The 20125-nt window shown below is 63.6% G+C and carries 12 protein-coding genes; 8 read left to right on the top strand and 4 right to left on the bottom strand.

What is annotated here, in order from left to right; translation table 11 throughout:
- The first annotated feature begins 37 nt into the window (after positions 1 to 37).
- The 6 genes from hppD (at position 38) to kefC (ending at position 13297) form a co-directional block, all read left to right on the top strand.
- Positions 38 to 1165 carry a 4-hydroxyphenylpyruvate dioxygenase gene (gene hppD / locus O0880_RS17320; protein WP_071325712.1) on the top strand — a complete coding sequence of 376 codons (1128 nt, stop codon included), beginning with the start codon at positions 38 to 40 and terminating at the stop codon, positions 1163 to 1165.
- 195 nt (positions 1166 to 1360) lie between these two features.
- Positions 1361 to 4957 (top strand): indolepyruvate ferredoxin oxidoreductase family protein, encoded by a 3597-nt coding sequence (locus O0880_RS17315; RefSeq protein ID WP_289887753.1) that lies wholly within the window; start codon positions 1361 to 1363, stop codon positions 4955 to 4957.
- 125 nt (positions 4958 to 5082) lie between these two features.
- A complete protein-coding gene (locus O0880_RS17310) occupies positions 5083 to 6579 on the top strand; it encodes a S41 family peptidase (protein ID WP_289887752.1) in 1497 nt (498 codons plus the stop codon).
- Positions 6580 to 6741: 162 nt separating this feature from the next.
- Complete coding sequence (locus O0880_RS17305; RefSeq protein ID WP_289887750.1) at positions 6742 to 9465, top strand: TonB-dependent receptor; 2724 nt, start codon at positions 6742 to 6744, stop codon at positions 9463 to 9465.
- Positions 9466 to 9631: 166 nt separating this feature from the next.
- A complete protein-coding gene (locus tag O0880_RS17300) occupies positions 9632 to 11413 on the top strand; it encodes a M14 family metallopeptidase (protein WP_289887748.1) in 1782 nt (593 codons plus the stop codon).
- 69 nt (positions 11414 to 11482) lie between these two features.
- Entirely contained in the window at positions 11483 to 13297 is a 1815-nt protein-coding gene (gene kefC, locus O0880_RS17295) for a glutathione-regulated potassium-efflux system protein KefC (RefSeq protein ID WP_289887746.1), read from the top strand.
- Between the two features lie 103 nt (positions 13298 to 13400).
- Here kefC and pepF read toward each other — a convergent pair whose 3' ends face one another.
- From pepF to O0880_RS17275, 4 genes are all read right to left on the bottom strand, one after another.
- On the bottom strand, positions 13401 to 15278 hold the full coding sequence (gene pepF, locus O0880_RS17290) for an oligoendopeptidase F (protein WP_289887745.1): 1878 nt from the start codon (positions 15276 to 15278) through the stop codon (positions 13401 to 13403).
- Positions 15279 to 15455: 177 nt separating this feature from the next.
- Positions 15456 to 16412: a tRNA 2-thiocytidine(32) synthetase TtcA gene (gene ttcA, locus O0880_RS17285; protein ID WP_289887744.1), complete on the bottom strand. Its 957-nt coding sequence runs from the start codon at positions 16410 to 16412 to the stop codon at positions 15456 to 15458.
- Positions 16409 to 16807, bottom strand: coding sequence for a dihydroneopterin aldolase (locus tag O0880_RS17280; RefSeq protein WP_046682033.1), 399 nt, complete (start codon positions 16805 to 16807; stop codon positions 16409 to 16411). Before O0880_RS17280 ends, ttcA begins: the two co-directional genes overlap by 4 nt.
- A gap of 66 nt (positions 16808 to 16873) precedes the next feature.
- Positions 16874 to 17656: an SDR family oxidoreductase gene (locus O0880_RS17275; RefSeq protein WP_289887743.1), complete on the bottom strand. Its 783-nt coding sequence runs from the start codon at positions 17654 to 17656 to the stop codon at positions 16874 to 16876.
- A gap of 93 nt (positions 17657 to 17749) precedes the next feature.
- On the opposite strand from O0880_RS17275, the gene O0880_RS17270 reads away from it, so the two are divergent.
- Both O0880_RS17270 and O0880_RS17265 read left to right on the top strand, forming a co-directional pair.
- The gene (locus O0880_RS17270) at positions 17750 to 18901 is read left to right on the top strand and encodes an SAM-dependent methyltransferase (protein ID WP_071325703.1); all 1152 of its coding nucleotides are present in this window, start codon (positions 17750 to 17752) and stop codon (positions 18899 to 18901) included.
- A 139-nt stretch (positions 18902 to 19040) separates the two neighbouring features.
- Positions 19041 to 20120 (top strand): J domain-containing protein, encoded by a 1080-nt coding sequence (locus O0880_RS17265; protein WP_289887741.1) that lies wholly within the window; start codon positions 19041 to 19043, stop codon positions 20118 to 20120.
- Positions 20121 to 20125: the final 5 nt, after the last annotated feature.

Raw genomic sequence — 20125 nt, 5'->3', positions numbered from 1 at the left:
GCGCCTATACTGTGCGCTACTTCTTGGAGGAGACATCATGCAATTTCAGCCTTGGGACAACCCGATGGGTACCGATGGTTTCGAGTTCGTCGAGTATGCAGCACCAGACCCAAAAGCATTGGGCAAGCTGTTCGAGAACATGGGCTTCACGGCCATCGCGCGCCACCGCCACAAGGATGTGACCCTGTACCGCCAGGGTGACATCAATTTCATCATCAATGCCGAACAAGATTCGTTCGCGCAGCGTTTTGCCCGCCATCACGGCCCGTCCGTGTGCGCCATCGCCATCCGCGTCGACGACGCGGCCTTCGTCTACCGCCGCGCGCTGGAACTGGGCGCCTGGGGTTTCGACAATAAAACCGGTCCGATGGAACTGAATATCCCCGCCATCAAGGGCGTGGGTGATTCCCTGCTGTATTTCGTCGACCGCTGGCGCGGCAAGGGCGCGGACAAGCCGGACGCGGCCGCCCCGGGCGGCATCGGCGACATCAGCATCTATGACGTCGATTTCGTCGCCATTCCGGGCGCCGTCGCCAACCCGGTCGGCCATGGCCTGACCTATATCGACCACCTGACGCACAATGTGCACCGTGGCCGCATGAAGGAATGGGCGACGTTCTATGAAAGCCTGTTCAACTTCCGCGAAGTGCGCTATTTCGACATCGAAGGCAAGCTGACGGGTCTGAAGTCGAAAGCCATGACTTCGCCTTGCGGCAAGATCCGCATCCCGATCAATGAATCGTCGGACGACAAGTCGCAGATCGCCGAATACCTGGACGAGTACCATGGCGAAGGCATCCAGCACATCGCGCTGGGCACGGACAATATCTACGCGTCCGTGCAAGGCATGCGCGATACGGGTATCGACTTCCAGGATACGATTGAAACTTACTATGAGCTGGTCAACCGCCGCCTGCCGAACCATGGCGAGCAGCTGGAAGAACTGCGCCGCCTGCGCATCCTGATCGATGGCCACAGCACGGAAACGGAACGCGAACTGCTGCTGCAAATCTTCACGCAGACGGTGATCGGTCCGATCTTCTTCGAGATCATCCAGCGCAAGGGCGACCAGGGCTTCGGCGAAGGCAATTTCCGCGCCCTGTTCGAATCGATCGAGCTGGACCAGATCAAGCGCGGCGTGCTGAAAGATACGAACGCGGCGTAATGTTGCTTTGTAACAAATAGTAGTAAAAATAGCAGCAGCCTGGGAGTGCAGTGCAGCAAAGAACTGCACGCATTCCTGTGGTAGTCTACGACAAACAAGTCATTTTTCCGCACCGGCATGCTCACAAAGCGCGGCCGGTACGTGTGAGTTCAACCGACTTTGCACGCGTAGCACCGAGAATAATGGAGACAAGTAATGAATGCACCAGTCAAGGGCTCGAGTCTTGAGCCAGGCCCGCACGCGGCCGACATTTCCCTGAACGACAAATACACGCTCGAGCGTGGCCGCGCCTTCATGACGGGCACGCAGGCGCTGATCCGCCTGCCCATGCTGCAGCGCGAGCGCGACCTGAAAGCGGGCCTGAATACGGCCGGCTACATCACCGGCTACCGCGGTTCGCCCGTGACGTCCGTCGACATGACGGCGATCAAGGCGAAAAAATACCTCGACGAGCACCACGTCAAATTCCACCCGGGCCTGAACGAAGACCTGGCCGCCACGGCCGTCTGGGGCACGCAGCAAACGAATCTGTTCGAAGACGCGAAATACGACGGCGTCTTCGGCATGTGGTACGGCAAGGGCCCCGGCGTCGACCGCTGCGGCGACGTGTTCAAGCACGCGAATAACGCCGGTTCCGCCAAGCATGGCGGCGTGCTGGTGCTGGCCGGCGACGACCATGCGGCGAAATCGTCGTCCACGGCGCACCAGTCCGACCATATCCTGAACGCCTGCGGCATCCCCGTGCTGTATCCGTCGTCGGTGCAGGAATACATCGACTACGGCTTGCACGCGTGGGCCATGAGCCGCTACACGGGCCTGTGGGTGTCGATGAAATGCGTGACCGACATCATCGAGTCGGGCGCCGCCGTCGACTTCGATCCTGACCGCGTGCAGATCACCCTGCCGACCGACTTCGAGATGCCGGCCGGTGGCCTGAACATCCGCTGGCCCGACACGGTGCTGGAGCAGGAAGTGCGGATGAACAGCTACAAGTGGTATGCGGCGCTGGCGTATGCGCGCGCCAACAAGCTCAATAAAATCATCTGGGACAGCCCGAAGGCGCGCATCGGCATCATCACGGCCGGCAAATCCTACCTCGATACGCGCCAGGCGCTGGCCGACCTGGGCATCGACGAGCAGACGGCGTCCGACATCGGCATCCGCCTGTACAAGATCGGCATGACCTGGCCGCTGGAAGCGGACGGCGTGCACGAATTCGCCAAGGGCCTCGACGAGATCCTCGTGGTGGAAGAAAAGCGCCAGATCCTCGAATACGCGCTGAAGGAAGAGCTGTACAACCTGAAGGATGGCGAGCGTCCGCGCGTGGTCGGCAAGTTCGACGACACGGGCGAGTGGAGCAACCAGAAGGGCACGGGCCACGGCGACTGGCTGCTGCCGGCCACGTATGAGCTGAACCCGGCGATGATCGCGCGCGCCATTGCCAGCCGCATTTCGCGCTACTACGCGGGCCACCCGGTCGAGCAGCGCGTGAAGGAACGCATCGCCTACCTGGAAGCCAAAGAGAATGTGCTGAAAGCGATCAGCGTGAAACCCGATCCGCAGAAAGACCGCACGCCGTTCTTCTGCTCGGGCTGTCCGCACAACAGCTCGACCAAGGTACCCGAAGGCTCGCGCGCGCTGGCCGGCATCGGCTGCCACTACATGGTGCTGTGGATGGACAGGGAGACCTCGACGTTTACCCACATGGGCGCCGAAGGCGTCACCTGGGTGGGGCAGGCGCCGTTCACGAATGAAAAGCACGTGTTTACCAACCTCGGTGACGGCACGTATTTCCACTCGGGCATCCTGGCCATCCGCGCGGCCGTCTCGGCCAAGGTGAACATCACCTACAAGATCCTGTTCAACGATGCGGTGGCCATGACGGGCGGCCAGGAATTCGACGGCCCGCTGTCGCCGGCCATCATTTCGCGCCAGATCGCCGCCGAAGGCGTCGGTCCGATCATCGTCGTCACCGACGAACCGGAAAAGTACCCGGACGATTACGCCTGGGCGGAAGGCGTCACCGTGCGCCACCGTTCGGAACTGATGGACGTGCAGCGCGAACTGCGCGACATGCCTGGCGTATCGGCCATGATCTACGACCAGACCTGCGCTTCGGAAAAGCGCCGCCGCCGGAAACGCAATGAATACCCGGACCCGGCCAAGCGCGCCGTCATCAACGAAGCCGTCTGCGAAGGCTGCGGCGACTGCTCCGTGCAATCGAACTGCCTGTCGGTGGAACCGCTGGAAACGGAACTGGGGCGCAAGCGCCAGATCAACCAGTCGTCCTGCAACAAGGATTTCTCGTGCACGACGGGTTTCTGCCCGAGCTTCGTGACGGTGGAAGGCGGCGGCCTGAAAAAGCCGAAGAAGGCGGCTGCCGCCGACAAGGACGCGCCGGCAGTGCCGGCCTTGCCGACGCCTGATATTCCTTCGACGGTCGAGCCGTTCGGCATCCTGGTCACCGGCATCGGCGGCACGGGCGTGGTCACCGTCGGCCAGATCCTCGCCATGGCGGCCCACGTGGAAGGCAAGGGCTGTTCCGTGCTGGACATGAGCGGCCTGGCGCAGAAGGGCGGCCCCGTGATGTCGCACGTGCGCCTGGCGGACCACCAGGAAGACATCCACTCGACGCGCGTCGGCACCGGTGCGGCCGATCTCGTCATCGGCTGCGACCTGATCGTCACGGCCAGCCGCGATGCCTTGTCGCGCATGGGAGAAGGACGCAGCTGGGCCATGATCAACTCGACCAGCTCGTCGACGGCCGCCTTCGTGAAGAACCCGGACTGGCAATTCCCCGGCGCCTCGGCGCGCATGGAAATCGAAAAAGCCTGTGGCAGCGACCATGTCGACTTCATCGACGCGGGCCAGATCGCCACGGCGCTGATGGGCGACTCCATCGCGACGAACATGTTCATGCTCGGCTATGCCTGGCAAAAGGGCAAAGTGCCACTCAGCGAAGCGGCCATCATGAAGGCGATCGACTTGAACAACGTCTCGGTGGCGTTCAACAAGGCCGCCTTCAACTGGGGCCGCGCCGGTGCCCACGATACGGCCAGCCTGGTGCGCATGACGACGCCGGCGAAAGTGGTGGAATTCAAGCGCATCGAAACGCTCGATGATTTGATCGAGAAGCGCGTGGCCCTGCTGACGGCTTACCAGGACCGCGCATATGCGCAGCAGTACCTGGACTTCGTCGGCCAGGTGCGCGCCGCCGAAAGCGCCCTGAATGGCCCGCACCTGCGCCTGACGGAAGCCGTGGCCCGCTACTTCTACAAGCTGATGGCCTACAAGGACGAGTACGAAGTGGCGCGCCTGTACACGGACGGCGCCTTCCAGGCGAAGATCGCCGCCATGTTCGAAGGCGACATCAAGCTCAAGTTCCACCTGGCGCCGCCGATCATGGCGAAGACCGATGCCCAGGGTCACCTGGTCAAGAAGGAATTCGGCCCATGGATGATGAAGGCGTTCGGCGTGCTGGCCAAGTTCAAGGGCTTGCGCGGCGGCGCGTTCGACATCTTCGGCTACACGGCCGAACGCAAGATGGAACGCGCGCTGATTCTTGAATACCGCGCGACGGTGGGCGGCCTGCTGCCCAAGCTGACGACGGCCAAACTGGCGCAAGCCGTGGCCATCGCCAGCATTCCGGAAGACATCCGCGGCTATGGCCATGTGAAGGAGCGTCACCTGAAGGCGGCCAAGGAGAAGGAGGCAAGCTTGCTGATCGCCTTCAACGCCCCGCCCGTGGTGCCAATCGCCGTGGCGGCACCGGTGGCGGCCACCGTCGCCTGATGGCGTGAATGGCATGCTGTGACGAAATGGCGCCTGCGGGCGCCATTTTTTCGTGTCAGGGAAAACAGCGCCGCCGCCGGAAACGCATTATAATTTTCAGATAATTTCTTTCTGGAAAGTATGCCATGCCTGCCCTGCGCCTCTCCTGCCTGGCCGTTTCCCTCGTCTGCGTCTTGAGTGCCTGCGGTGGCGGCGGTGGGGGTGGCAGCGCGCCTGTCGCGCCACCGGTGACGCCGACCGGACCAACGGCGCTGGTGGCTTCGTCCACGGTGGCGAACCGCTGCGAGAAGCCGCGCAGCGGCAGCAGCGTGGACAAGCCGGGCACCCTGCTCGACGAGCAGACGTGGGTGCGCAGCTGGATCGATGAAACCTATCTGTGGTACCGCGAAGTGCCGACGACCTATCTGCCGCAGAACTTCGGCACGGCCACGGCGTATTTCGATGTGCTGAAAACGACCGCCACGACGGCATCCGGCAAGCCCAAGGACCGCTTTCATTTCACTTACGCGACGGCGCAATGGGAAGCCTCGCTCAATGGCGTGGAGTTTGGCTATGGCATGCTGCTGGCCATGACGCAGGCCTCGCCGCCGCGCAAGGCCGTGATCACGATCGTGGAGCCGGGTTCGCCGGCCGACCTGGCTGGCTTGCGGCGCGGCGACGTGCTGCAAGCCATCGATGGCGTCGATTTCGTCAATGCCGGCGGCCAGGCCAGCGTGGATATCATCAACGCGGGCCTGTTTCCCGATGCGCAAGGCACGCACACGCTGGCCTTCAGCCGCGACGGCGCGACCGTGAGCGCGAGCCTGAAAGCGCTGGAGGTCGCCACCAGCGCCGTGCTCAACCAGCGCATCATCGACACGCCCACGGGCAAGGTCGGCTACCTGACCTTCAACACGCACAACAATGTGGCCGAGCGCCAGCTGGTCGACGCCATGCGGGTCTTCCAGGCGGCCGGCATCAGCGACCTGGTGCTCGACGTGCGCTATAACGGCGGCGGCTTGCTCGATGTCGCCAGCGAATTGGCCTACATGATCGCCGGTCCGCAGGCGACGGCCGGCAAGACGTTCGAGCAGGTGCTCTTCAACGACAAGAGCAAGCCGGAAGCCCCGCTGCCGTTTCACGCGCAGAGCCAGGGCTTTCCCGGCCCGAATCCGCTCGCCAAGGGCACGCCGCTGCCTGCCCTCGCTCTCAAGCGCGTGACCCTGCTCACCACGGGCAATACCTGCTCGGCCACCGAATCGATCATCAATGGCTTGCGCGGCGTCGATGTCGAGGTCAATCTGATCGGCGGCGCCACATGCGGCAAGCCGTATGGCTTCTATCCCGAACCGAACTGCGGCACCACGTATTTTGCCGTGCAGTTCCAGGGCGTCAATGCCAAGGGCTTTGGCGACTATGCCGACGGCATGGCGCCCACCTGCAGCGTGGCGGACGATTACCAGCATGCGCTGGGCGACACGGGCGAAGCGATGCTGGCGGCGGCGCTGCGCTACCGCGCCAGCGGCAGCTGCAATCCGGCCACGGGCGCGACCAGGCTGCTGGGACTGGTGGAGAGCCCGGCGGACACGGCCCTGCGCGTGCTGCGGCCCGCTTACAAGGAAATTGCTGTAATGCAACGATAAGACGGGGACTTCTGCCTCTCGCCCCGCCAAATGGGGGGCGGTTTTCTGCTCAGAAATATTTCTATATAACAATTATGATATATAGAAAGATGAATCCATTCGTTCTGTAAACGCTGGCATCTTGTTATCTTTCGGCTTTCTCCAACCTTGAGAAGCGCAACGATGTCGAAACAGTTCAAGTTAACCCCGCTCAGCCTTGGCGTACTGGCCATCCTGGGCGGCACCGCATGGCAGGCGCACGCGCAAACGCAAGCGCCCGCAGCGGACAAGCAGCCGGCGGCCACCCCGCAGGCCGTCGTGGTCACCGGTTCGCGCATTCCCCGCGCCAGCCTGGAAGGCCCGTCTTCCGTCACCATCCTGACCGGCGATGAAATCACCAAGCAGGGTTACAAGAACGTCTTCGACGCGCTGACCAACCAGGTGCAGAACAGCGGCTTTACCCAGGGCGAGGATTTCGGCAATACCTTCACGCCGTCGGCCAATACCATCAGCCTGCGCGGCCTCGGTCCGAACCACACGCTGATCCTGCTGAACGGGCGCCGCCTGGCCGACTTCCCCGTCGCCTATGAAGGCACGGTCAACTTCACCAACCTGGCGAATATCCCGTCGAGCATCGTCGACCGCATCGAGATCCTCAATGGCGGCGCCTCGGCCATCTATGGCTCGGACGCGATTGCCGGCGTGGTCAACGTGATCCTGAAAAAGCAGACGGAAGGCTTCGATATCAACGTCAAGGCCGGTGGCACCACGCGCGGCGGCGGCGGCAACCAGCGCGTGCAGCTGACAGGCGGCGGCAATTTCGACAAGCTGCACACGCTGTTCAGCGTGGAGCTGAGCCAGCGCGATTCGCTGTCCAGCCTGGACCGCGACTTCATGGCCACCCGCTCGGGCACGCCGACGAATATCGCTTCGCGCCGCCTGGTGCAGGCGGGTACCTCCGGCAAGTATGTGGACCTGGGCGATACCTGCAGCCAGTTTGGCGACCTGTTCGGCGGCAGCACCATCAAGTACCAGGCCAAGAACGGCAGCTACTGCGCCAGCCCGAAGGTGAGCCCGACCTACTGGACCACGCAAACCAAGAACCAGAGCCAGAACGTCTTCGGCAGCGCCAATTACGAGCTGTCGCCGGAAACGACGCTGTTTGCCGATTTCCTGATCGGCAAGAACTCGACCGAGAACAATACGCGCGGACCGAGCTGGACTTCGTCGTCGACAGGCAGCAGCTACTTCCGCAACCAGAACACCAATGCCTACGAGGCGTGGACGCGCTATATATCGCCAGAGGAAATGGGCGGCGTGTCGCGCTACAACCGCAAGTGGGACGACATGGCCACGGCCATCTCGCTGGGCGCCAAGGGCCGCGTGCCGGGCACCAGCAGCTGGCAGTATGAAGCGAACTACAACGCTTCGATGTACAAGAGCGAAAGCCACACGCCGCGCGCGCTGGCCAACATCGACAGCTTCTTCCTCGGTCCGAAACTGGGCACCGACGCGAATGGCGTGCCGATCTACGCACCCGATCCGGCCCGCCTGTCGCGCCGCGTGACGGCGGCCGAATTTGACAGCATCACCGGTTATGCCAACAGCGACGACAAGGCCTGGACGAATACCCTGAGCCTGGCCACCAACGGCGACCTGTTCCAGCTGCCGGCCGGCGCCGCCAAGATCGCCACCATCGCCGAGGTGGGCAAGCAGGGCTTCAGCAATACACCCGACGCGCGCATCAATCAGGGCTACTTCAATGTCGCCACGCCATCGGACGTGACGGCCGGCACCCGCACGCGCTATGCGCTGGGCGCGGAATTGAACCTGCCGCTGCATGAAAAATTGACCGGTACCCTGGCCGGCCGCTATGACCGCTACAGCTTTGCCGGCCGCCACGAGGGCAAGTTCACTTACAACGGTGGCCTGGAACTGCGTCCCGCGCCGGAGCTGCTGTTCCGCGCCAACTATGCCACCAGCTTCCGCGCGCCGGACATGAACTACATCTACAAGGCGCGCGGCACCGGTTACTACTCGAGCACCACCGACTACTACCGCTGCGGCGCGGCCGGCCAGGCCATCGAAGGCTGCGAGTTCGCCAACAAGTCGCCAGGCGCCGATTATGTGCAGAACGGCAGCAAGGACCTGCAGTCGGAAAAGGGCAAGTCGTTTGGCGTCGGCGCCGTCTGGTCGCCAAGCTCGAACTTCGACGTCTCCGTCGATTACTGGAACATCAAGATCGATGATCTGGTGACGAACCTGAGCGCCGACAAGATCTTGCGCGATGAAGCCGATTGCCGCCTGGGCAGGACGGATATCAATTCGCCGACCTGCGTCGATACCCTGGGACGCGTCGAGCGCTTCGCGGCCAATGCCCTGAACCGCGCCGGCGAAATCAAGACCATCACCGTCAATCCGATCAATGCGGCAAAACAGAGCAGCAGCGGTATCGACGTGAGCCTGAAGTATTTGCTGCGCACGACGGACTACGGCCGTTTCGCCTTCAAGGCCAACTATGCCAAGGTGCTGAGCAAGAAGTCGCAGCAATTCGTCGGCGACGAAGAGATCGACGAGACGAAATCGCTGACGAACATGGATTGGCCCGACAAGCTGAACCTGAGCGTGAACTGGAGCGCGGGCGACTGGTCGAACACCTTGCTGGTCAGCCGCTACGGCAAGATCCCGAACGCCGCCAGCACGGGCTATCTGACGCCGACGGCGCTGGCCAACATCAGCACCGTGTACCGCATCAACGACCGCGCCACCTTGTCGCTGATCGTCAACAACGTCTTCGACAAGATCAAGCGCGACACCAGCGGCGGCTGGCCGTACTACCCGGTGGGCAGTTTCAGCCCGCAGGGACGCCAGGGCTGGGTGGAATTCAACTACCACTTCGGCTCCTGATAGCGCGCCATCACCTGGTTTCTGGCGCAATGCCGGCCGCAGGTGGGCATTAAAAAAACACACCGGAACGGCGCATGCTGTTCCGGTTTTTTTCATTTCCGGCGCGTTTTTTTCGCCACCGCCACCCTATAATTGCCCGCTTGTCCTCTCTCGATGGAGTTTGCCCATGCTACGCCACACCCTGTTGTCCGCCGTCTTGTTGACCGTGTTTTCCGCCAGCGCGCACGCCGCTCCCGCCCTGACGACGGTGGCCGAACGCTCGGCATTCCTGCACACGGGCCGCCATGCGGAAGTGGAAGCCTTGTGCCGCCAGTTCCAGGCGCGCTACCCGAAGCAGGTGCGCTGCTTTGAATTCGGCCGCACGCCGGAAAACCGCCCCATGCTGGCGCTGGCCGTCTCCAAAACGGGCGCCTTGACGCCGGCCGAGGCGGCGCGGCGCAAACTGCCCGTGCTGCTGGTGCAGGGCGGCATCCATGCGGGCGAGATCGATGGCAAGGATGCCGGCTTCCTGGCGCTGCGCGAAGTATTGGACGGCAAGGCGGCGCCCGGCGCGCTCGACAAGCAGGTGCTGCTGTTCGTCCCCGTCTTCAATGTCGATGGCCATGAACGCTTTGGCCAGTGGAACCGCCCGAACCAGCGCGGCCCCGTGGAAATGGGCTGGCGCAGCACGGCGCAGAACTACAATCTGAACCGCGAATACATGAAGGCGGATACGCCCGAGATGCAGCACATGCTGGCGCTGGTGAACGCCTGGGATCCCCTGGCCTACGTCGACCTGCACGTCACCGATGGCGCCCAGTTCGAACCCGATATCTCGATCCAGGTCGAACCCGTGCATGCGGGCGACGCCGCCTTGCGCGTGGCCGGTACGGCCTTGCGCGACAATGTGCTGGCCGATCTGGCGCAGCAGGGCTCGGATCCGAAGCCGTTCTATATCTCGTTTGCCGAGAACGACAATCCGCAATCGGGCTTTGTCGATTCGGCGCCGAACCCGCGCTTCTCGCACGGTTATTTCCTGCTGCGCAACCGCTTCGGCATGCTGGTGGAAACCCATTCGTGGAAGGATTATCCGACCCGCGTGCGCATCACGCGCAACACCATCGTGTCGCTGCTGTCGCAAGTGGCGCAGCATGGCGCGCAGTGGCGGCAAACGGCGCTCGAGGCGGACCAGCGCGCAACGCAGCTGGCCGGCAGCACCTTGCCGCTTACCTATAAAACCACGGACAAGAGCCGCATGATCGCGTTTCGCGGCTATGCCTACACGCGCACGCCGTCCGAGGTGTCGGGCGCGCTGATGACGCGCTACGATGAAACCACGCCGCAGATCTGGAACGTGCCGCTGCGCGACGAGATCGTGCCCGACCTGCAGCTGGCCGCGCCGAAGGCCGGCTACCTGGTGCCCGCCGCGCAGGCGCAGATGGTGGCGGCCAAGCTGCGCCAGCATGGCGTGTCGTATCAGGTGCTGGGTACCGCGCCCGGCAAGCTGGCCGTCGAAACCTTCCGCGCCAGCGCCGTCAAGTTTGGCGCGCAGTCGTTCGAGGGACGGCAAACGGCGGCGGTGCAGGGCGAATGGCGCAAAGAAGAGCGCCTGGTCGAGGCGGGGGCGCTGTACGTGCCCGTCAACCAGCCCAAGGCGCGTCTGGTCGTCGCCATGCTCGAACCGCGCGCGCCCGACTCGCTGCTGGCCTGGGGCAGTTTCAATACGGCCTTCGAGCGCAAGGAATACATGGAGGAATATGTCGCCGAAGACGTGGCGCGCGCGCAGCTGGCGGCCGACCCGGCGCTGGCGGCGCAGTTTCACCAGAAACTGGCCGACGATCCCGCGTTTGCCGGGAGCCCGGCTGCGCGCCTGGAATTTTTTGCCCGCCGCCACGCTTCGTGGGACGAGCGGCTGAACCTGTATCCGGTGATGCGCGTCGATGCGAGGCCCGCCAGTTTCATGAAATAAGCGGCGCTCCCCGAGTGCCGGCATTTCAGGCATGATGTCGTTTCATCCACATGTTTTCCCGGGCCGCGCATGGAACACCACAGCTTCCTCATCAACATACTGTTTTACCTGGTGGCGGCCATCATCATGGTGCCGCTGGCCAAGCGCCTGGGCATGGGCGCCGTGCTGGGCTACCTGGTGGCCGGCATCGTCATCGGGCCGTGGGGTTTGGGGCTGATCAAGAATGTCGAGGTGATCCTCAGCTTCTCCGAATTCGGCGTGGTGCTGCTGCTGTTCCTGATCGGCCTGGAACTGGAGCCGAAGCGATTGTGGCTGCTGCGCCGTCCCATCTTCGGCTGGGGCGGGGCGCAGGTGGCCCTCGTCAGCGCGGGCCTGTGCGCGGCCGCCATGGCCTTCGGCGTGGACTGGCGCACGGCGCTGGTGGGCGCGCTGGGCCTGTCGCTGTCGTCGACGGCCATCGTGCTGGCCACCCTGGGCGAACGTAAATTAATGAGCACGCCGGCCGGTTCCGCCGGCTTTTCCATCCTGCTGTTCCAGGATATCGCCGCCATTCCCATGATCGCGCTGGTGCCGCTGCTGGGCGGGCTGGCCACGCATGGCGGCGAACCGGGCTGGCTGCGCGTGGCCAAGCTGGCGGCCGTGCTGGCGGCGCTGGTGATCGGCGGGCGCTTCCTCGTCAATCCCATCCTGCGCTTCATCGCCAGGACGGACTTGCGCGAGATTTTCACGGCGTTCGCCCTGCTGCTGGTGATCGCCATCTGCGTGCTGATGGAATCGGTGGGCCTGTCGATGGCCCTGGGCACGTTCGTCGCGGGCGTGCTGCTGGCCGATTCCGAATACCGGCATGAGCTGATCAGCGACCTGGAACCGTTCAAGGGACTGCTGCTGGGCCTGTTCTTCATCGCCGTCGGCATGTCTGTCGATTTCGGCGTGCTGCGGGCCCAGCCCCTGCTGATCCTGGCGCTGGTGGCAGGCTTCGTCGCCATCAAGATCGCCCTGCTGTACGGCCTGTCGAAGCTGTTCGACATTCCCCGCGGCCAGCAGCTGTTCTTTGCGCTGCTGCTGTCGCAGGGCGGCGAATTTGCCTTCGTCGTATTTGCCGCCGCCGTGGCCGCGCACGTATTCACGCCGGATACGGGGGCCTTGCTGGTCGTGGTGGTGACGCTGTCGATGGTGGCCACGCCCTTGCTGCTGCTGTTGCATGACAAATTCGTCGCGCCGCGCCTGCAAGGCGAAAAGAAACGCCGCCCCGACGACCATATCGAGGCGCAGGACAATCCCATCGTCATCGCCGGTTTCGGCCGCTTTGGCCAGATCATCGGCCGCCTGCTGGCGGCCAACAAGATCGGTGTGACGGTGCTCGACCATGACCCCGACCAGATCGAGCTGCTGCGCAAGTTCGGTTTCAAGGTGTTCTATGGCGACGCCACGCGCGTGGATTTGCTGGTGGCGGCCGGCATCGAGAAGGCGAAGGCGCTGGTGATCGCCATCGACAACGTGGAAGATAGCCTGGCCTTGGTCGACGCCGTGCGCCTGCGCCTGCCGCAGCTGACGATATTGGCGCGCGCGCGCAACGTCACGCATTACTATGAGTTGATGAAGCGCGGCGTGACCCTGATCGAGCGCGAGACGTTCGCGGCGGCCCTGCTGCTGGGCGAGCAGACCTTGCAGCAGGTGGGCTACAGCGTCGAGCGGGCGCAGCGCGCGGCCGGCATCTTTGGCCGGCATAACCTGAAAACCCTGCTGGAAGTGGCGCCACACTTCCAGGACCAGCAAAAAGTCATGTCGCTTACGCGCCAGGCGCGCGAGGAGCTGGAAGACATGTTCGAGAGCGATGCGGCGGCGTTTGCGGCGGCGGAAGTAGAAAGCGGCAGGCCGGATTAGCGGCAAAGCCGCGTAATCCGACAAATTGCTGGCGTTGCCGGTGGTGTCGGCTTAGGCGCCTTGCGCCAAGCCGACCTACGCCTGCAACGATCGCTGCCGGGTTTTACTTTCCCCGCTTGCCTTCGATTGCCTCGATCTGGTCCATGATGCCGTTCATGCGCGCCACCAGCGCCTGGTACGGCTTCGGCGATGCCAGGTCGACTCCGGCCGCCTTCACCAGCTCATACGGGTAGGCCGAACCCCCCGCGCTGAGCATTTTCAGGTAGGCGGCCAGCGCGCCCGGTTCCTTGTCGAGGATGCGCTGCGAGAAATCCTGCGCCGCAGCGATCGAGGTGGCGTACTGGAACACATAGAAGCCGTGGTAGAAGTGCGGCACGTAGGCCCATTCCAGCGCGTAGGCGGGATCGATGGTCATGACGCCCTGCGCTTCGCCGTGGTAGCGCTTGAGGATGTCGGCATAGATGGCCGTCATCTGCTCGCCCGTCAGCGACTCGCCCTTGTCCACCTTGCCGTGGATGGCCGCCTCGAACTCGGCGAACATGGCCTGGCGGAAGAAGGTGCCGCGCAGGTTTTCCAGCGCCGCGCCCAGGTACAGCAGGCGCTCGTCGTCATCCGTGGCCTGCTTCAGGCGCGCGTCGAGCAGCAGCGCCTCGTTCGTCGTCGAGGCGATTTCCGCGACAAAGATGCTGTATGGCGCATAGATCGACGGCTGCGCCTTGTTGGCCAGCACCGAGTGCATGGCGTGGCCCCATTCATGCGTCAGCGTGCTGACGGCTTCGTAGTTGTCCGTGTAGTTGAGCAGCACATACGGATGCACGTCATACGCGTCGCCATTCATGTAGGCGCCCGCTACCTTGCGCGGGCGCGGGTAGACATCCATCCAGCGCGCGTTCACGGCCGATGCGAGGGTCTTGACATAGTCGGGCCCCAGCGGCGCGACGGAGGCCAGCATCATCTGCTTGCCGTCGGCCAGCGGGAAGGTGCGTTCGCTTTTCAGCAGCGGCGGGTAGATGTCGTAGTACGCCAGATCCTTGATGCCCAGCATGCGCGCGCGCAGCTTGAAATAGCGGTGCAGGGTCGGCAGGTTGGCGTTGGTCTGGGCGATCAGGGTCTGGTAGACGGCCGGCGGCAGGTGGTCGGCATTGAGCGCGGCGCTTTGCGAATCGGCATAGCGGCGCACCTTGGCGTAGGCGGCATCCGTCTTCAGCTGGCCGTACAGGGTCTCGCCGAACGTGCGTTCATATTCCTTCCACTTGCCGAAGAAGGCGTCGAATACCCGCTTGCGGTCGGCGCGGTTGTCGTCGCCCCGGTATTTCGTGTAGGCCGCCTGGTCGAGCCGGACTTCCTTGCCATCCGACAGAGTCACGCTGGGCCACGGGATTTCCGCGTTGGCCAGGGTGCGGTAGATGGTGGCGGCGGAACCCGTCGCCAGGCCGAATTGCGCCACCAGCTGTTCGCCGGCCGCGTCGAGCGTGTGCGGCGCGCTGCGCAGCATGTTGCTCAGCTGGAAGCGGTACAGCTGCAAGCCCTTGTCCTTCGCCAGCATGGCGTCGATGCGTCTGGCGCCCAGGGCGAGGATTTCCGGCTGCAAGAAGGTCGTTGCCTGGTTGAACTCATTGCCCAGCAGGGCGGCGCGCTGGTTCAGCTGGTTACCCTTGCTGTCGCCCGTATCCTGGTCGTAATACTGCGCCGCATACACGTACAGCGTGTTGACGCGCTTGCGCGCCTCCGCGTACAGGTCCAGGCAGCTTTTCAGGCGGGCGGGCGTGCTGCCCAGCTGGCCCTTGCAGGCGGCCAGCTGCTGCAGCTGCGCCGACAGCTTTTGGGCATCGGCGTCGAAGGCGGCGTCGTTCTGGTACAGCGCGGCCAGATCCCAGCGGTCCGCCTGCTGGTCGCTTGGCGCGGGCGCGGCGAAGGCAGTGGCGAGGCTGAGGGCAAGCAGGGAACACAGCAGGGGGCGCTTGAGCGCGGATGGCGTCATGGTTCATTCCAGTGAGGTTGTCGGAAGAATGCGTGCTGACCGCCGGACAGGAATGCGCGCGTGACACATCGCGTACCGGCAGAGCAGACTACGGTACATCAAATGGACGCAAGGGGAAAGAGGCAGGATGCCGCCACCTGGGCGGTGGCGGCGAAACAACGATTTCAGCAGGGAGGCTTAGGCTTGCAGCGGTTGCAGCGCGATCGTGCCAAAGGTGGTCGGCGTCGAGCATGGCTCTTCGTCAAACGCGATGTCGCCCATGGGATTGGCCACGCCATCGGCCTTCAAGTCCTTGAAACCGAACAGTTTCGGGTCCATCAGGTGCGAAGGCGCCACGTTCGACAGCGCCGAGAAGATGCTTTCCACGCGGCCGGGGAACTTCTTGTCCCATTCGCGCATCAACCCCTTGATCTGCTTGCGCTGCAGGTTTTCCTGCGAACCGCACAGGTCGCATGGAATGATGGGGAAGCCCTTGACTTCCGCATAGCGCTGCGTGTCCTCTTCCTTCACGTACGCCATCGGGCGGATGACGATGTGCTTGCCGTCGTCCGACTGCAGCTTGGCCGGCATGCCTTTCAGTTTGCCGCCGAAGAACATATTCAGGAAGAAGGTTTCCAGAATGTCATCGCGGTGATGGCCGAGGGCGATCTTGTTGGCGCCCAGCTCATCGGCCACGCGGTACAGGATGCCGCGGCGCAGGCGCGAGCACAGCGAGCATGTGGTCTTGCCTTCTGGAATCAGGCGCTTGACGATGCTGTAGGTGTCCTGGTTTTCGATATGGAAGGCCACGCCCAGTTCCGTCAGGTAGGCGGGCAGGATTTCCGGGGGGAAGTTCGGCTGCTTCTGGTCCAGGTTGACGGCGACGATGTCGAAATGAATCGGCGCGCGTTCGCGCAAGGTCATCAGGATGTCCAGCAGCGCATAGCTGTCCTTGCCGCCCGACAGGCACACCATCACCTTGTCGCCGTCCTCGATCATGTTGAAGTCGCCGATGGCTTGTCCCACCAGGCGGCACAGGCGCTTGTGCAGCTTGTTGTTTTCCAGGGCGATCTTTTCCGCCTTCTTGCGCGCCAGTTTCTGCGCTTCCACGTTGGCCGGGATTTCCACGGCCGTTTCCATCACTGCGTTGTTCATGCTTCATCCTTGATCTTGAATACTTCCACGCCCACGCCTTCGCAGTCGGGATACACGTCCGGCTTCATGGACGACACGCGCGCGGCGCGCACGCGCGGGTGCGCCAGCATGGCGGCGAGCACGTCGTCCACCAGGCTTTCCTGCAGCTGCACGTGGCCTTGCGCCATGCGCTTGGCGATGGTTTCGCGCATGAAGTCGTAGTCGACCACCTCTTCCAGCTGGTCATCCTTCGGCGTCGACAGGGCCAGGGGAATGTACAGGTCGACGTTGATGAGGACGCGCTGCTCGCCCTTTTTCTCGAAGTCGTAGACGCCGATATTGATGAGGACTTCGTAATTGCGCAGGAACAGGCGGCGGCAATCGGCCAGGCGAGGGTGGGACAGGGCGGACGACATAGTTTTACCTTTTAAGGGAATGCTTGAATGCTAATATTTTTGTTGGGTAGTCGGTAGGGCTGCTGATTATTTGGCCAGGAACATGACGTCGCGCGGCAGGCCGATCAGATGCTGGCCGCCATCGACGAGCAGGGTGGTGCCCGTCAGCGCGCGCGCGCCGGCCACATAGCAGACGCAGTCGGCCACATCCTGCGGCGTGCTGGAACGGCCCAGCGGCGTATTTTCATGCGCCTTGGCAAAATTGGCTTCCGTTTGCTCGCCCGAGACCATGGTGATGCCGGGGGCGATGCCCACCACGCGCACTTTCGGCGCCAGCGCCTGGGCCAGCATGGTGGTCGCCGACAGCAGCGCCGCCTTGGACAGGGTGTACGACAAAAAATCAGGATTGAGATTGTACAGTTTTTGGTCCAGCAGGTTGATGACCACGGCTTGCCCGCCGCTTGGGGTGGCTTCGTACAGGGCCTGCGCCAGCAGCACGGGCGCGGCCAGGTTGGCGTGCATGTGGGCGTCCAGCGCGGCGACGGAAAAATCGCCGGCATTGTCGTATTCAAACAACGATGCGTTGTTTACTACGCAAGTGACGGGGCCCAGCGCCGCCTGCGCCTGCGGCAAGAGCTGGCGCACGCCGGCTTCCTGCGCCAGGTCGCACGGCAAGGCGTGCGCGCGCCGGCCCAGCGCCTCGATTTCCGCCACCAGGCTGATGGCGTCGTCGCGCGAGTCGCGGTAGTGCACGGCGATGTCCCAGCCGTCGCGCGCCAGGCCCAGCGCGATGGCGCGGCCGATACGCCGCGCCGCGCCCGTGACGAGGGCGACGCGGGGTGTGCCGTCTGCCGGCCTTGCTTGCGTCATGTGCGTTGGATTCATGTACTTTATATATGGTTGAAGTAGTCGGTGAACTGGCGGCACTGGCGGCCTGGCCCGCCGATTCGCTACAATGCGGGAATGTCTCTTCCCGCACCCGATAGCGACGCGCTGGCCGCGTCCCATGCCTTGCAGCACCAGATTGCCGCCGAAATCGCGCGCAACGACGGCGCCATTCCCTTTGTCCGCTTCATGGAGCTGGCGCTGTATGCGCCCGACCTCGGCTATTACAGCGGCGGTGCCGCCAAGCTGGGCAAAGATGGCGATTTTACAACCGCGCCGGAAATCTCGTCCCTGTTCGGCGCCACCCTGGCCCACGTGGCAGCCGCTATTATGGCGCAAACGGCCCCGCGCATCCTCGAATTCGGCGCCGGCACGGGCAAGCTGGCCTGCGATATCCTGACGGAAGCGGCCAGCGCCGGCATCCCTGTAGAACAGTATGCGATCGTCGAATTGTCCGGCGAATTGCGCGCGCGCCAGGAGCTGGCGCTGGCCGCCTTCCCGCAGGTGGTGTGGCTCGACGGCTTCCCCGACAGTTTTGAAGGCGCCGTGTTCGGCAATGAAGTGCTGGACGCCATGCCCGTCAACCTGATCAGCAAGACGCCCGCCGGCTGGTGCGAGCTCGACGTCAGCATTGCCGATGGCCAGTTTGTCTTTGTCGAGCGCCTTGCCGGCGCCGAGGTGGCGGCGCAGATCGCCGCCCAGGTGCCCGACGCGGACGATTTGCCGGTCGGCTATGTCAGCGAGATTCATGGCGTCGCCTGCGGCTTCATGCGTTCGCTGGCGCGCATGTTGACCGCCGGCAAGGGTGGCGCGGCCGTGCTGTTCGATTACGGCTTTCCCGCGCACGAGTATTACCTGGGCCAGCGCGCCACGGGCACGCTGATGTGCCATTACCGCCACCATGCCCATGCGGAGCCATTCTATCTGCCCGGCTTGCAGGACATCACGGCCCACGTGGATTTCACGGCCATGGCCGTGGCGGCGCAGGACGCGGGCCTCGATGTGCTCGGCTACATGAACCAGGCCTCCTTCCTGCTGGGCGCCGGTATCGGCGACTTGCTGCTGCGCACGGATCCGGAGCAGGCGAAGGCTTACCTGCCGCAGGCGAGCGCCGTGCAAAAGCTGCTGTCGCCGGCCGAGATGGGCGAATTGTTCAAGGTGCTGGTGGTGGGACACCGGGTGGAATTGCCGGAAACCCTGTTGTCAGGCGACCGCAGCCACCGGCTGTAATATCAAGGCAGGGCGTTAACGCCCTGCAATTTCCTGTCCGCCGGTGGTTATTATCTTGTCATATCGTATATGATGATTGATACAGCACGGTTCCATCCGGCAAGAACCCGTCGCCGCGCACCGATTTCAAGATAGAACGATGGGAAAGATACATACACACTATGACAACCTGAAAGTGGCGCGCCTGGCGCCGCAGGAAGTCATACGTGCCGCGTACAAGGCCCTCAGCCAGAAATATCATCCAGACAAGAATCCCGGCGACGAGAAGGCTGCCCGCATCATGGCTATCCTCAACAGCGCCTATGGCACCTTGTCCGACCCCCAGCGGCGCCGCGAGCATGACGAGTGGATCGCGGCCGAGGAGTGGGAAATCGAATGGCTGGAAAGCACCCACCACGAAGAAGGCAAGGCCAAGGATGGCCGTCACCATGCGCATGATCACGCCTGGGCACAGGATGTGCCACCGCCGTCGGGCAAGCCGCGGCGTGGCGCGCGACCGGTCTGGCGCAACTGGCGCTGGTGGCTGAGTTTGTTGATCTGTTTGCTGCTGGGCTGGCTGGGCGCCTTGCTGATGCTCGATACGTCCCAGCCGATGCCGTCCGCGCTGGTATCGGCCTGGAGCGGTTTTGCGCGCGATGGCGCCAAGCCGCGCACGGAGACGGCAACGCCGGGCGCCAGCGCCCTGCTGCCGCCGGCATTGAAGGGCGAGCCGGTGGCGGTCGATAGCTGGGCCGTGGGCAAGCCGTATGCGCCGGAACCGCAGCAGGCCAGGGCGCCCGAGATCCGTGTGCTGGCCGTGTCCCAGCTGAGCTTGAAAGCCATGCAGCCCGTCTGCGATGGCACGGCCCAGTCCGCGGCGCTGGTGGCGCCGAATGGCGAACCCTGGCCGGCGCAGTCCGGCTATGTGGACGGTTTTCCGATCAGTAACAAGGGTGACGAGCTGACCTTGAGCATCGACAACCGCGCCAATGCCACGCCCGTGTTCGTCAAGCTGTATGACACGGAACGGCGTTCGAACGTGCGCTATCTGTTCATCCTGGCGCATGACAAGCTGGCCGTCGAGCAGCTCAGCGCGGGCAAGTACGAGGTGCGCTACCAGGCGGTCGAGCCGGCGCAGGACAGTTGTGGCGGCAAGACGCGCAGTGGCGCGTCCGTACCTGCGCCGAGCCCGGTGGCTGGCGAGGCTGACACGCAGAATCCTGTTGTAAGCAACATCTAATCTGA

Source organism: Janthinobacterium sp. SUN118 (assembly GCF_030397695.1).
In the GTDB taxonomy this organism is placed as follows: Bacteria; Pseudomonadota; Gammaproteobacteria; order Burkholderiales; family Burkholderiaceae_D; genus Janthinobacterium.
The sequence above is the reverse complement of the archived record's forward strand: the minus strand, read 5'-3'. Positions and strand labels throughout refer to the sequence as shown.